The following is a 13,442-nucleotide window of genomic DNA, read 5'->3' as shown; positions in this document are numbered from 1 at the left end:
CTCAGCGTGGCGATCTCCGCCCCCAGCTCAGCCACGCGGTGGTCGCGGCTCAGGGGGCCGAACTCGTCGCACAGGTCTCGGAGTCTACGAGCGATGTACCCGGAGGATTTGGCCCCGCAGCGCCATCGCCGCCCCGACAGTTTCGAGAACCGCCCCCGCCCTAAAGAACCCTCGCCCCCACCGCCGGAGAATCCGCCACCCGCACCTGGCGGCACGTCCCCGACGCCATCAGCGCCGACGCCACCTCGCCCGCCGCCTCCGCGTCCTTGACGAGGAAGGCGGTGGTCGGGCCGGAGCCGGAGACCAGGGCGGCCAGGGCGCCGGCCGCGATGCCTGCCTCCAGGGTCGCGGTCAGTGACGGGCGCAGGGAAAGCGCCGCGGGCTGGAGGTCGTTGGACAGGGCCGCGGCGAGGGCGGTGGCGTCGCCGGACTCCAGGGCGGCCAGCAACTCAGGGGCCGCCTCCGGCTCCGGCACGTCCGTCCCTGCCGTCAGGCGGTCGAACTCGCCGTAGACGGCGGGGGTGGACAGGCCGCCGTCGGCGACCGCGAAGACCCAGTGGAAGGTGCCGCCGACGGGCAGCGGGGTCAGCAGTTCGCCGCGGCCGCGCCCCAGTGCCGCGCCGCCGACCAGGCTGAACGGGACGTCGCTTCCCAACTCGGCGCAGATGGAGAGGAGTTCGTCCCGCGAAGCCCCGGTGGACCAGAGGGTGTCGCAGGCCAGGAGGGCGCCGGCGGCGTCCGCGCTGCCGCCCGCCATGCCGCCCGCTACGGGGATGTCCTTGCGGATGTGGAGGTGGACGTGCGGCTCGATGCCGTGGCGGGCGGCGAGGAGTTCGGCGGCGCGGGCCGCCAGGTTCGTGCGGTCCAGGGGGATCTGGTCGACGTCGTGGCCCTCGGCGGTGATGCGCAGGGTGTCCGAGGGGGTGGCGGTGACCTCGTCGTGGAGGCCGACGGCGAGGAAGACGTTCGCCAGGTCGTGGAAGCCGTCCGCGCGGGCGGCGCCCACGGCCAGCTGGACGTTGACCTTGGCCGGTACGCGGACGGTGACCGAGGCCGCGGTCGTGTCGGTCGTGTCGGTCATGCCTGCTCTCCCCCTGATGTGTGTGCTCCCCCCGACTGCCGGATGCCGGGCGCTCCGCCCGGTCCCTTGTGTTCGGCGATCCGCGCGAACTCCTCCACGGTCAGTGCCTCCCCGCGGGCCTGCGGGGAGACGCCCGCGGCGACCAGGGCGGCCTCCGCGGCGGCGGCCGATCCGGCCCATCCCGAGAGCGCGGCGCGCAGTGTCTTGCGGCGCTGGGCGAAGGCCGCGTCGACGACGGCGAAGACCTCGTCGCGGCTCGCCGACGTCTCGATCGGCTTCTCGCGGCGGACGAGGGAGACCAGGCCGGAGTCGACGTTGGGGGCGGGCCAGAAGACGTTGCGGCCGATGGCGCCGGCCCGCTTGACCTCGGCGTACCAGTTGGCCTTCACGGACGGCACGCCGTAGACCTTGTTGCCGGGGCGGGCGGCCAGCCGGTCGGCGACCTCGGACTGCACCATGACCAGGGTGCGGTCGATGGTGGGGAAGGTCGCGAGCATGTGCAGCAGCACCGGCACGGCGACGTTGTAGGGGAGGTTGGCGACCAGCGCGGTGGGCGCGGGGCCGGGCAGCTCGGTGACGTGCATCGCGTCGCTGTGGACCAGCGCGAAGCGGTCGGCGCGGCCGGGCAGCCGGGCCTCGACGGTGGACGGCAGCGCCGCGGCCAGCACCTCGTCGATCTCGATGGCGATGACCCGGTCGGCGGCCTCCAGCAGGCCCAGGGTCAGCGAGCCGAGGCCGGGGCCGATCTCCACGACGACATCGTCGGGCCGGACACCGGCGGTCCGCACGATCCGGCGGACGGTGTTGGCGTCGATGACGAAGTTCTGGCCGCGCTGCTTGGTGGGGCGGACGCCCAGCGCGGCAGCCAGCTCGCGGATGTCGGCGGCGCCCAGCAGGGGCCCGGGATCGTCGGTGGTGCTCTTGCTCATGCCACAGCCTCGTTGCGCTCGTTCACCCGTGAAGCTTACGGCCGCAGACCGGCCACGGGCTCGCCCCCCGGCTGATGTAGAGCTTCTTGGCCCGGTAGGTCTGCTCGCTGGCGGGTGCGTCCTGTGGCCGGCCGCGGCCGCCGAGGGCCCGCCAGGTGGCGACATCGAACTGGTAGAGCCCGCCGTAGGTGCCGGAGGAGTCGACGGCGTGGGGTCGGCCGCCCGCCTCGCACTGGGCCAGCGCGTGCCAGGCGAGGTGGTCGGCGCCGCGCACGGAGGTGGGCAGGTCCCGGATGCCGAGGTGCACGATCTGCGGGCGCGGGGCGCGCACGACCTCGCTGTGCAGCCGCTTCGGTTTCTGCCTGACGCCGTTGACGGTGCGCACCCTGTAGGTGATCCGTCGCACACCGGGCCGCCCCTGCTGGACGACCGCCACGGTGCCGCGGGCCAGGCGGGGGTCGGTCCGGTGGAGCGTACGGAAGGGGATGGGTTTCTCGCGGACCTCCTTGGAGCCGGTGATCCGCAGCACCGAGATGGTCTGGCCGTCGTACGGGAAGCTCTCCGGCGGCGCCGAGGTGGTGTCCTGGCCGCGCAGGGCGAGGCCGGCCTCCGCGAGGGCCTCGCGGACGGTGGCCGCGTTGGTGCGGAGCCGGTGTTCGCGGCCGTCGGCGACGATCACCACCGAGCGTTCGGTACGGACCGCCAGCTCCATGCCGCGCTGGGCGATGCGCCGGGAGCGGGAGGCCGACAGGTAGGCGCCGTCGGCGCGGACACCGAGCTGGTCGAGTGCGCCGGCGACGGTGTCCGCGGTGGTCCACACCGTGCGGCGCTGCCCGTCGATGGTCAGCACGACCGGGCGGCCGTGCCGGACGACGACCTCGTCGCCGCTGCGGAGGACGGTGCCGGGGGCGGGGGCGACGATGTCGTGGGCGCCGATGTCGAGGCGCTCGTGGGCCAGCAGATCGTCGACGTCGGCGGCGAAGGTGTGCAGGGTGCGCGGGGCGCCGTCGACGGTGAGCCGGACCGCCTTGTCGTGCGCGATGAAGGCGGTGGTGCCGCCCGCGAGGAAGGCCACGACCAGGGCCCGGGGCAGCAGCAGGCGCAGCGCGTCGGGGTGTTCGGCACGGCGTCTGCGACGGCCGCGCGCGGCGCGGTGGCTGCTCTGCGAATGACTCACGGCGCGCTCCACATGCCCCGGCTGCGGTTGACTGCGGGAATGTAGCGGAGTCGGCGTCACTCTCCCAAGTCGGATCGATACGGAAAGTGACCGGATCGGGGGATGCGGGAGGGCGTCGCGGTGGGGCGTACGGGCCCTTCGGCGGCCGGCGGGAGTCGGCCGCGAACCGTCAGTAACCGAAGGCCCGCGCCGTGTTCGCCGCGATGGCGGTGGCCAGTGCGTCCTCCGTCATCGCCGTGACCTCGGCCATCGCCCGCAGCGTGACCGGAATGAGGTACGGGGCGTTGGCCCGTCCGCGGTACGGGGCGGGCGTGAGGAAGGGGGCGTCGGTCTCGACGAGGACCAGTTCGGGCGGGGCGACGGCGAGGGCGTCGCGCAGCGGCTGGGCGTTCTTGAAGGTGACATTGCCGGCGAAGGACATGAAGTAGCCCGCCGCGGCGCAGATCTTGGCCATCTCGGCGTCGCCGGAGTAGCAGTGGAAGACGACCCGGTCGGGTGCGCCCTCCTCGCGCAGGATCCGCAGCACATCGTCGTGCGCCTCGCGGTCGTGGATGACCAGGGCCTTGCCGTGCCGCTTGGCGATCTCGATGTGCGCCCGGAAGGACGCCTCCTGGGCGGCCATGCCGTCGGGGCCGGTACGGAAGTAGTCCAGGCCGGTCTCGCCGACGCCGCGGACCTGCGGGAGGGCGGCCAGCTTGTCGATCTCGGCGAGTGCGGCGTCCAGGGCACTGTCACCGCCGGGCTCCCGGGCTCCCTGCCGGGACCAGCCGTCGGGGTCGCCCAGGACGATGCGGGGCGCCTCGTTGGGGTGCAGGGCGACGGTGGCGTGCACGCTGTCGTGGGCCGCGGCGGTCTCGGCGGCCCACCGCGAACCGGCCAGGTCGCAGCCCACCTGGACCACGGTGGTGACCCCGACGGAGGCGGCCTTGGTGAGCGCCTCCTCGACGGTGCTCTCCTGCATGTCCAGGTGGGTGTGCGAATCCGCGACCGCCACCCGAAGGGGTTCGGGCAGCGGCGGCGGGGTGTTCTTGTCCTGCGGTGCCATGGCCGCGATCCTACGAGGGGCGCGGCACGGAGCTCACCTGCGGTGGTGCTGGAAGGGGTGCAGCAGGTCGGAGAGGTGCCAGTGGTGGCGTCCGGCGTCCTTGTCCCCGGCGGTACCGGCGGCGGGGTCCGGGTCCGCCGCGGGAGTTTCCTTCTTCTCGCCGCCGGGCTTCTTCTCGCTGCCGGGCCGGCGCTGGTGCATGCTCGCCATCGCGGCGGAGACCATCGAGACCTGCCCGGAGCGCATGATGCGGACGACGTCGGCGCCGCAGTTCAGGCAGGTGGGGCAGGTCAGCGGCGACGGGACGCGCACACCGTCGGCGTAGTAGACGACATGCGGCTCCCCCTTGCCGTCGACCTGGTGGACTATCTCGTAGGCCTGTTCCCAGCCGTAGCCGCACCGCATACAGGCGAAGGAGTACGCCTCGTGCGCGGCGGCGTCGGGCCGGGGGGCGGGGTGATCTCCGCTGGTGGTGGTCGTGGAAACGCCGGTGGGCTTCGCGAAATCGTTCATGTGCTGCGCTCCTCTTGTCCGCTGGACAAGGTGTCCGGGAACCGTTCGTCCCACGACCAGTGGACGCCTTTCCCGGTCACAAAGCAGCTGATCGCCGACCGTATTGGCCCAGATTTGGCCGGGGGCAGGGAAAACTCCCCGCCATCCCGGTCTGCGCTTTACTTTTCAGGCCAGTCATTTACCTTCTGATGGGTCGGTTTTCTCTGCGTTCTTCGCCGCGACCACCGCGTCGAAGACCTCGCGCTTGGGCAGCCCGGCGTCCGCGGCGACCGCGGCGATGGCTTCCTTGCGGCGCTCCCCGGCCTCCTCGCGGACCCGCACCCGGCGCACCAGCTCCTCGGCGCCCAGGTCCTGCGGCCCGGTGTCCGGGGCGCCCTCGACGACGATGGTGATCTCACCGCGTACGCCCTCGGCCGCCCAGGGCACGAGGTCCTCCAGCCGCCCGCGCTTGACCTCCTCGTAGGTCTTGGTCAGCTCCCGGCAGACCGCGGCGCGCCGGTCGGCGCCGAAGATCTCGGCCATCGCGGCGAGGGTGTCGTCCAGCCGGTGCGGCGCCTCGAAGTAGACGAGGGTGCGCCGCTCGCCTTCGACCTCGCGCAGCCGGGTGCGCCGCTCGCCGCCCTTGCGGGGCAGGAACCCCTCGAAGCAGAAGCGGTCCACCGGCAGCCCGGAGACGGCCAGGGCGGTGAGCACCGCGCTGGGGCCCGGTACGGCGGTGACCTTGATGTCGCGTTCGACGGCCGCGGCGACCAGCCGGTAGCCGGGGTCGGAGACCGAGGGCATCCCCGCGTCGGTGACCAGCAGCACCCGCGCCCCGCCGGCCAGCGCCTCGGCCAGCTCGGGCGTCCGGGCCGCTTCGTTGCCCTCGAAGTACGACACGATCCGCCCGGACGGCTGGACCTCCAGCGCCTGGGTCAGCCGGCGCAGCCGCCGGGTGTCCTCGGCGGCGATCACATCGGCGGCGGCCAGCTCGGTGGCGAGCCGCGGCGGCGCGTCCGCGATCTCTCCGATGGGCGTCCCTGCAAGTACCAGCGTTCCAGTCACCTTCCCATCCTCCCAGGGCGCCGCCGTGCCCCGGCCGGTCGGTGTCCCCCGGTGTGCTCCACGCCGGTCCACAGGCGGCTTCCCTACGATGGGCCGGGTGACGAGTGACACCACCGCGACCGACGCCGCCGCGCAGCACGCCCCGGAGCCCCCCGGAGCGCCCCCCGTGTGGCAGCGGCGACTGCGCCGCTTCGGGCTTCCCGTCCGCCCGCAGACCGATGTCCGCACGCGGCTGGTGCCCGCCTTCCCCGAGCCGAGCGGTCGTCTGTGGGCCGTGTTCGGCGCGGGCGCGGAGGCCGCGGCCCGGCTGACGCGCTGGTCGGCCTGGGCCGGTCCGCTGCTGGTGGCGCTGTTCGCCGGGGTGCTGCGGTTCTGGAACCTGGGCAGCCCGCGGAAGGTGATATTCGACGAGACGTACTACCCCAAGGACGCCTGGTCGCTGCTGCAGTACGGCTATGAGGGCACCTGGGCCAAGAACGCCAATGACGCGCTGGTCGGGCATCCGCCGGAGCTGCTGCTCTCGCCGGAGCACTCGTATGTCGTCCACCCGCCGATGGGCAAGTGGCTGATCGCGCTCGGCGAGGGCGTGTTCGGGATGAACCCCTTCGGCTGGCGGTTCATGGTGGCGCTGCTCGGCACCCTCTCGGTGCTGCTGATCTGCCGTATCGGCCGCCGGCTGCTGCGCTCGACGGCGCTGGGCTGCCTGGCGGGCGCCCTGCTCGCGGTGGACGGTCTGCACTTCGTGATGAGCCGGACCGCGCTGCTCGATCTGATCGTGATGTTCTGGGTGGTGGCCGCGTTCGGCTGTCTGCTGGTGGACCGGGACCGCACCAGGGCCCGGCTGGCGGCGGCGCTGCCGGTCGGCCCGGACGGCTTGGCCCGCCCGGACGAGAGCGTCGGCGACCGGCTGCGGCTCGGGTGGCGCCCCTGGCGGATCGCGGCGGGGCTGTGCCTGGGCCTGTCCGCGGCGACGAAGTGGAACGGCCTCTACTACCTCGCGGCCTTCGCCCTGATGGCGGTGCTGTGGGATGTCGCGGCACGCCGTACGGCGGGCGCCCGGCGCCCCTTCCGCTCGGCCCTGCGCCGCGACGTCCTGCCCGCCTTCGGCGCCACCGTCGTCGTCGCCGTCGCCACCTATCTCGCGTCGTGGTCGGGCTGGATCGCCACCAAGGGCGGCTACTACCGCGACTGGGCGACCACACCGGAGGGCCGTACGGGGGCCTGGGTCTGGGTGCCGGACTGGCTGCGCAGCCTGTGGCACTACCAGACCGAGGTCTACTCCTTCCACACCGGACTGACGACCCCGCACACCTACCAGTCCAACCCGTGGAGCTGGCTGGTGCTGGGCCGTCCGGTCTCGTACTTCTACGAGGACCCCAAGGCCGGCCAGGACGGCTGCACGGTGGCCGAGGGCTGTGCCCGCGAGGTGCTGGCGCTGGGCACCCCCCTGCTGTGGTGGGCGGCCTGCTTCGCCCTCCTCTATGTCCTCTACCGCTGGCTGTTCCAGCGGGACTGGCGGGCCGGGGCGATCCTGTGCGCCGTCGCGGCCGGCTATCTGCCGTGGTTCCTCTACCAGGAGCGGACCATCTTCCTCTTCTACGCGGTGGTGTTCGTCCCGTTCCTGTGTCTGGCGCTGGCGATGATGATCGGCGCGATCATCGGGCCGCCGGGCTCGACGGAGCGCCGCCGCACGATCGGCGCGGTCGGCGCCGGTGTCCTGGTTCTCCTGATCGCATGGAATTTCATCTACTTCTACCCCCTCTATACGGGGATGCCGATCCCCAAGTCGGCCTGGCACCACCGGATGTGGTTCGACACCTGGGTGTGAGCGACGGCCATTCGACAGTTCCGTAACAGCTGTACAACAGCGCGTCACCGGACCGTGCCCGTATCGAGACTCAGGGCCCTCCCGTGTCCCTTAGAGTGCGAGGCACGTTCTTGTGTGCGTATTCAGGGACGACGCTCTGGGAGGGAATCGGTGGCATGCGCCGTGAGGTGAAGTACGGGCTGATCGGCGGATCGGTGGCCCTGGTGGCGGGAGTCGTGGGCGGCTTCACGCTGTTCGGCGGCTCGGACGAGTCGCCGCAGGAGGTCAGGTCGGCGGATGCCAAGTCGGGCGAGAACGGGACCAAGGTGGCAACCGGCCCGTTGTCGGCCAAGGAAGTGCAGACGACGTCGCGGGAGTTCCTGACCGCGTGGCAGTCCGGTGACGCGGCAAAGGCGGCCGGGCTGACGGACGACCCGGCGAAGTGCAAGAGCGCCCTGGAGGGCCTCGCCAAGCAGGCGCGGTTCTCGAAGGTGACGCTCACGCCGGGCGCGCCGACGGGCGGCAAGGTGCCGTACACCGTCGCCGCGCAGATCGACTACAAGGGCGCCAAGTCCGCCTACTCCTACCGCACCTCCGCGACCGTGGAGCGCGACAAGGCCACCGGAAAGCCGCAGATCGCCTGGCAGCCGACGATGATGCACCCGGGCCTGGCCAAGGGCGATCAGCTGCGTACGGGCGAGGCCGAGGCGCCGCCGATCAAGGCCGTCGACCGCAAGGGCGCCGCGCTGACCCCCGAGGCGCATCCGGCGCTGGCCGGGGTGCTGGACAGCCTGCGCGACAAGTACGGCGACAAGACCGACGGCAAGCCGGGCGTGGAGCTGTTCATCCACCGCGCCAAGAGCGCCAAGCCCGCCGACCAGCTGCCCGACAAGACCCTGAAGGTGCTCTCCAAGGGGACGCCGGGCACGCTCAAGACCACCCTGGACGCCGGAATGCAGTCGGCGGCCGAGCGGGCGGTCAAGGGCAAGAAGTCCGCCTCCGTGGCGGCGGTCAAGCCCAGCACCGGCGAGATCCTGGCGCTCGCCAACTCCCCGGAGAAGGGCTTCAACCTGGCCACCCAGGGGTCGCTCGCGCCCGGCTCGACGATGAAGGTCGTGACCGCGGCGATGCTGATGGACAAGGGCATGACCTCGCCGGGCAAGTCCCACCCGTGCCCCAAGTACGTGACGGTCGGCGGCTGGAAGTTCCAGAACCTCAACAAGAGCGAGATCAAGAACGGCACCTTCGCGCAGAGCTTCGCCGCTTCCTGCAACAACGCCTTCATCTCGCAGGCCAAGGACCTCAGCGACGACGATCTGACCAAGGAGGCCCGGGACGTCTTCGGCATCGGCCTGAACTGGCAGACCGGCATCCCCACCTTCGACGGCGCGGTGCCGGTGCAGAGCGACGCCCAGATGGCGGCCTCGCTGATCGGCCAGGGCGGGGTGCGGATGAACCCGCTCAATGTCGCCACGCTCTCCGCGACGGTCCGGGCCGGCTCCTTCCACCAGCCGTACATCGTCTCCCCGTCGCTGGACCGCCGGACGCTCGCCAAGGCCCCCCGCACGATGAAGCCGTCCACCCTCAGCGGTCTGCGGTCGCTGATGAAGCTGACCGCGACGTCCGGTACGGCCGCCGAGGCGATGTCCGGGGTCAGCGGTGACGTCGGCGCCAAGACCGGTTCCGCCGAGGTCGACGGCCAGAAGAAGCCCAACGCCTGGTTCACCGCCTACCGCGACGACCTCGCCGCGGCGGCCGTCGTCCCGGCCAGCGGCCACGGCGGCTCCAACGCGGGCCCGGTGGTCCGCGCCCTCCTCACCGCCGGCTGACGCGCGCGGGGCGCCCACGCGGCGCCCCGTCTCAGCGACCGGAAGTGACTCGCATGGCCCGTACAGCTTTCGCTAGCGTGCGGGCCATGAGCGATTCCGCGTCCGGCACCCGCCCGGAAACCACCGGCCCCCCGGCCCACCCCCGCTGCGCCGCGGCGCTCCCGGCGGGCGTACGCACCACCCCCGGCGGCATACCGGACGCGCGCGAGCGCACCTCGTGACCCCGCTCGTCGTCGCCGCGGTCCTGATGGCCGCCGTCACCCACGCCAGCTGGAACGCCATCGCCCACGGCATCCGTGACCAGCTCCTGGCCTTCACCCTGGTCGGTGGCGGCGGTGCGGTCTGCGGCCTCGCCCTGGCCGCCGTCACCCCGCTCCCCGCCGCCGGCGCCTGGCCCTTCCTCCTGGCCTCCGCCGTACTCCACATCGTCTACCAGGCCCTGCTGATGCAGTCGTTCCGCCTGGGCGACTTCGGGCAGATGTACCCCATCGCCCGCGGCACCGCGCCCCTGGTCGTCACCGTCCTGGCCGCCGTCTTCGTCCACGAGATCCCCGACGGCTGGGCGCTGGCCGGTGTCGCCCTGGCCTCCGCCGGGCTGGTGGGCGTCGCCCTCTGGGGCATCCGCGGTTCCGGCACCAAGCCGCACTGGCCGGCCCTCCTCGCCGCCCTCGCCACCGGCCTCGCCATCGCCTCGTACACGACCGTCGACGGCCTGGGCGTACGCGCCTCCGGCAGCTCCCTCGGCTATATCGCCTGGCTGATGCTCCTCGAAGGCATCGCGATCCCCGCCTACGCGCTCGCCACCCGCCGCCGCCGACTCCTCACCGAACTCCGCCCCTTCGCGCTGCGCGGGCTGGCCGGCGGAGTGCTCTCCGTCTTCGCCTACGGCCTGGTCCTGTGGGCCCAGACCCGCGCCCCCCTCGCGCCGATCGCCGCGCTGCGCGAGTCCTCGATCATCGTGGGCGCCGCCATCGGCGCCGTCTTCTTCAAGGAGCGCTTCGGCGCCCCCCGGATCGCCGCGGCGGGCCTGATGGTCATCGGGATCGGCCTGATGCTGCACACCGGCTGAGGCACGCCGCGCGGACGACTCAGCCTGCGGCCCGTGCGCCACGAACGCGCCGCACCAGGTCCTCCGCGGCCTTCGGCCATGCCTCGTTCTCGAAGGCGAAGCCCGCTTCGAGCAGCCGGCCGGGCACCACCCGGCGGCTCTTGAGCAGGAGTTCGGTGTCGGAACGCAGCGCGAACGCGCCCAGCTCGGCCATCCACTTCGTGGCCGGCAGCCCCACCGGGACGCCCCAGGCGGCCCGCAGCGCGCGCATGAAGTCCCGCTGCGGCAGCGGACCGGGCGCGGCGAGGTTCACCGGCCCGGCAAGGTCGCTCCGGTCCACCAGGAACTCCACCGCGCGGACGAAGTCACGGTCATGGATCCAGGACACATACTGGGCGCCGCCCGCGACCGGTCCGCCGAGCCCCAGCCGCGCCAGCCGCAGCAGCACATCGAACACCCCGCCGCGGTCCGGGCTCATCACCATGGCCGAACGCAGCGCGACCTTGCGGGTGTCCGGGGTGGCGGCCTGCTCCTGCGCCCGCTCCCACTCCTTGGCGATCTCGACGCTGAACGCCCAGTAGTCCGGGACGCCGGGCTCCGAGCCGCCGATCTCACCGGACGCCTCGTCGTGGGGCGCGTCGAAGCGGTGGGTGTAAATGGTGGCGGTGCTCATCTGCAGCCAGACACGGGGCGGCCGGGCGGCCGCCGCGATCGCTTCGCCCACGACCCGGGCGGAGTCCACCCGCGAGCGCATCATCTCCTGGAGGTTGGCCGGGGTGTAGCGGCAACTGACGCTGCGTCCGGCCAGGTTGATCACGACGTCACTGCCGTCGACCGCCGCCACCCAGGGGCCGGGCGTCGCACCGTCCCAGGCCACTTCCCGCGCGCGGACCGGGCGTCTGGTCAGGACCACGACCTCGTGGCCCGCGGCGGTCAGGGCACGGTTCAGGATTCCGCCCACCTGACCTGTCCCGCCGGGTATCACTATCTTCATCAGGCTCCCTCACGATGCACTGGACCGCGGCCACGGGCCGTTGTTGCCGGGTGTGGCGGCGCCACACCCGGCAACAACAGACGCCGCAGCCCGTGGTCCCGTCAACGACGCGGGTAGACCGTGCCGTCGGGCGGCGTCTTCAGCGTACGGAGATAGGTGTCGACGGCCCGTGCCGGGAGCGGCGACTGGCACTTGCGGTAGAGCCAGTGGTCCACCGCGTCGAGGACGGCGAGCCGCCCCTGCGGGAACTCCCGCGCCATGCGCCGGGCACCCGCCAGTGGGGTCGCCAGGTCGTGCCCGGCGTTCACGACAAGGACCGGCGGCAGCGGGCCCTTGGCCCGGGCCGGCTCCGGCTCGGGCGCGGCCGGCCAGCCCTGGCAGCCGAGGACCATGTCCAGGGCCTGGGAGTTGTAGCGGGCGATCGGAGCGTCGGACCGGGCCCGCTGCCGCAGCTCGCGGTACTGGTCCCAGCCGCGGAGCCGGAAGTCGTAGTCCCGGCACATCACGCTGCGCCAGGCGATGTTCGCGGAGCCGGCGGCCCAGGAGACCTCGCCCCGGCCGCTGTTCAGGGCGCTCAGCTGCTCAGCGGTGGTCTGCGGGTTCCACTTCATCAGGTAGGAGGTGAGGAAGTCGGTCAGCTGGTCGGCGGTGACCTTCTTCCGCGTGGGGCCGTGCCGCCCCGGCTCGAACAGCCGGTCCGCGTCGGCGCGCGCGAAGAGCCCCCGGACGAGGGCCGGCACGTCCCGGCCCTTCAGGGCGCAGGACTTGTCCTTCGCGCACCAGTCCGCGAGCTGCCGCACCGCGTCGTCGACGGCGCGGGAACCGTCCCTGAGAAAGCGCTCGGCGTCCGGCCGGGACGGGTCCATCGCGCTGTCGAGGGCCAGCGCCCGGAGCTTCTGCGGGAAGAGGCGGGCGTATTGGCGGCCGATGAGCGTGCCGTACGAGTGCCCCAGGAAGTTGATCTTCTTCTCGCCGAGGGCGGCGCGGATCGCGTCCATGTCGCGGGCGACGCTGACACTGTCCATGTGGTCGACGACCGCGCCGCTGCCCGCCCGGCAGCTCTCGGCGAGCCGCTGGTTGAGCGTGCGCATCCGCTGGAACTCGGCCGCGCTCTTCGGGCGGTGGGGAATCTTCGCGGCGAGCTTGTCGTCGCACCGGAGCTGTCCGCTGCGGCCGATACCGCGCGGGTCGAAGCCGATGATGTCGAAGCGGCTCCTGATGCTGTCCCGGTAGCCCTCGACCGGGTTGTCGGCGAAGTAGGCGTCGTCCAGGCCGGTGCTGCCCGGCCCGCCCGGGTTCGAGAGCAGGACCCCGATGCGCTTCTTCGGGTCGGTGGCCTTCTGGCGGGCCACCGCGATCTTCATCGTCGGCCCGTCCGGCTTCGCCCAGTCGACCGGCACCTCCAGCGTCCCGCACCGGGTCCGCTTGCTCGGAGCGGGAAAGGGCGGCTCGGCCTTGGGGCAGGCGGACCACTGGATCGACCGCACCGGGGCCTTACCCGCCCCCGGACTCGCCCCCGCACTCGACGGCACGAGCAGCGACCCGGCCAGCGCCACCACCCCCGCCGAAGCCGTGAGGCCCACACCTCTACGCGACAAACGCACCCGGACTTTCGCACTCTCGACCGACCCGTCCCCGGGCCGGGAGAAGAATCCCGAACCATTCATGCCGCACACCCTCACGCCCCCGCATGACGGCCTTTCCATGGCCGGATGATGCCGACGTAACAGTCCCCCGCACCCAACTCACCACGGAAACCCAACCATTCACCACCCCCCACCGGGCCGGCCCCGTCCACAAGCGGGAGGGTGCGGGGCCTCCGGGGTGGTGTTGAGGACGTAAAGCGAAGCAGTCCACAACACCACCCCGGAGGCCCCGCACCCGGCACCCACCACCCACAAGAGAGGGGGTCAGCCCACAAACCTCCCCCGCTCCCGCCGAAGGCGGGGCTCAACCCCACAGAAGAGACACGACG

Annotated in this window: 12 protein-coding genes; 4 read left to right on the top strand and 8 right to left on the bottom strand. The window is 72.5% G+C overall.

Annotation, left to right across the window (positions count from 1 at the left end):
* Positions 1–160: 160 nt before the first annotated feature.
* The 6 genes from STRNI_RS25200 to rsmI form a co-directional block, all read right to left on the bottom strand.
* On the bottom strand, positions 161–1,081 hold the full coding sequence (locus STRNI_RS25200; protein WP_277412055.1) for a 4-(cytidine 5'-diphospho)-2-C-methyl-D-erythritol kinase: 921 nt from the start codon (positions 1,079–1,081) through the stop codon (positions 161–163).
* Positions 1,078–2,010, bottom strand: coding sequence for a 16S rRNA (adenine(1518)-N(6)/adenine(1519)-N(6))-dimethyltransferase RsmA (gene rsmA, locus STRNI_RS25195; protein WP_018091095.1), 933 nt, complete (start codon positions 2,008–2,010; stop codon positions 1,078–1,080). Before rsmA ends, STRNI_RS25200 begins: the two co-directional genes overlap by 4 nt.
* Before the next feature lie 22 nt (positions 2,011–2,032).
* Entirely contained in the window at positions 2,033–3,187 is a 1,155-nt protein-coding gene (locus STRNI_RS25190) for a resuscitation-promoting factor (protein WP_277412054.1), read from the bottom strand.
* 169 nt (positions 3,188–3,356) lie between these two features.
* Positions 3,357–4,232 carry a TatD family hydrolase gene (locus STRNI_RS25185; RefSeq protein WP_159488006.1) on the bottom strand — a complete coding sequence of 292 codons (876 nt, stop codon included), beginning with the start codon at positions 4,230–4,232 and terminating at the stop codon, positions 3,357–3,359.
* Positions 4,233–4,265: 33 nt separating this feature from the next.
* On the bottom strand, positions 4,266–4,745 hold the full coding sequence (locus STRNI_RS25180) for a hypothetical protein (RefSeq protein ID WP_277412053.1): 480 nt from the start codon (positions 4,743–4,745) through the stop codon (positions 4,266–4,268).
* Between the two features lie 174 nt (positions 4,746–4,919).
* Positions 4,920–5,789: a 16S rRNA (cytidine(1402)-2'-O)-methyltransferase gene (gene rsmI / locus STRNI_RS25175; protein ID WP_018091099.1), complete on the bottom strand. Its 870-nt coding sequence runs from the start codon at positions 5,787–5,789 to the stop codon at positions 4,920–4,922.
* 88 nt (positions 5,790–5,877) lie between these two features.
* On the opposite strand from rsmI, the gene STRNI_RS25170 reads away from it, so the two are divergent.
* From STRNI_RS25170 to STRNI_RS25155, 4 genes are all read left to right on the top strand, one after another.
* Positions 5,878–7,617 (top strand): dolichyl-phosphate-mannose--protein mannosyltransferase, encoded by a 1,740-nt coding sequence (locus STRNI_RS25170; protein WP_277412052.1) that lies wholly within the window; start codon positions 5,878–5,880, stop codon positions 7,615–7,617.
* Between the two features lie 155 nt (positions 7,618–7,772).
* Positions 7,773–9,425 (top strand): penicillin-binding transpeptidase domain-containing protein, encoded by a 1,653-nt coding sequence (locus STRNI_RS25165; RefSeq protein ID WP_277412051.1) that lies wholly within the window; start codon positions 7,773–7,775, stop codon positions 9,423–9,425.
* An 86-nt stretch (positions 9,426–9,511) separates the two neighbouring features.
* Positions 9,512–9,646, top strand: a complete 135-nt coding sequence (locus tag STRNI_RS25160) for a hypothetical protein (protein ID WP_266450017.1) — start codon at positions 9,512–9,514, stop codon at positions 9,644–9,646.
* Positions 9,643–10,494 carry an EamA family transporter gene (locus tag STRNI_RS25155; RefSeq protein WP_274736186.1) on the top strand — a complete coding sequence of 284 codons (852 nt, stop codon included), beginning with the start codon at positions 9,643–9,645 and terminating at the stop codon, positions 10,492–10,494. The genes STRNI_RS25160 and STRNI_RS25155 overlap by 4 nt, the downstream gene beginning before the upstream one ends.
* Before the next feature lie 19 nt (positions 10,495–10,513).
* On the opposite strand, the gene STRNI_RS25150 is transcribed toward STRNI_RS25155, so the two are convergent.
* Complete coding sequence (locus STRNI_RS25150) at positions 10,514–11,467, bottom strand: TIGR01777 family oxidoreductase (protein ID WP_026169885.1); 954 nt, start codon at positions 11,465–11,467, stop codon at positions 10,514–10,516.
* Positions 11,468–11,568: 101 nt separating this feature from the next.
* Positions 11,569–13,050 carry an alpha/beta hydrolase gene (locus STRNI_RS25145; protein ID WP_277412050.1) on the bottom strand — a complete coding sequence of 494 codons (1,482 nt, stop codon included), beginning with the start codon at positions 13,048–13,050 and terminating at the stop codon, positions 11,569–11,571.
* Between the last annotated feature and the right edge of the window lie 392 nt (positions 13,051–13,442).

Origin of the sequence: Streptomyces nigrescens, from assembly GCF_027626975.1 — a bacterium.
GTDB classification, from domain to species: Bacteria; Actinomycetota; Actinomycetes; order Streptomycetales; family Streptomycetaceae; genus Streptomyces; species Streptomyces nigrescens.
This window is presented reverse-complemented; position numbering and strand designations above follow the sequence as displayed.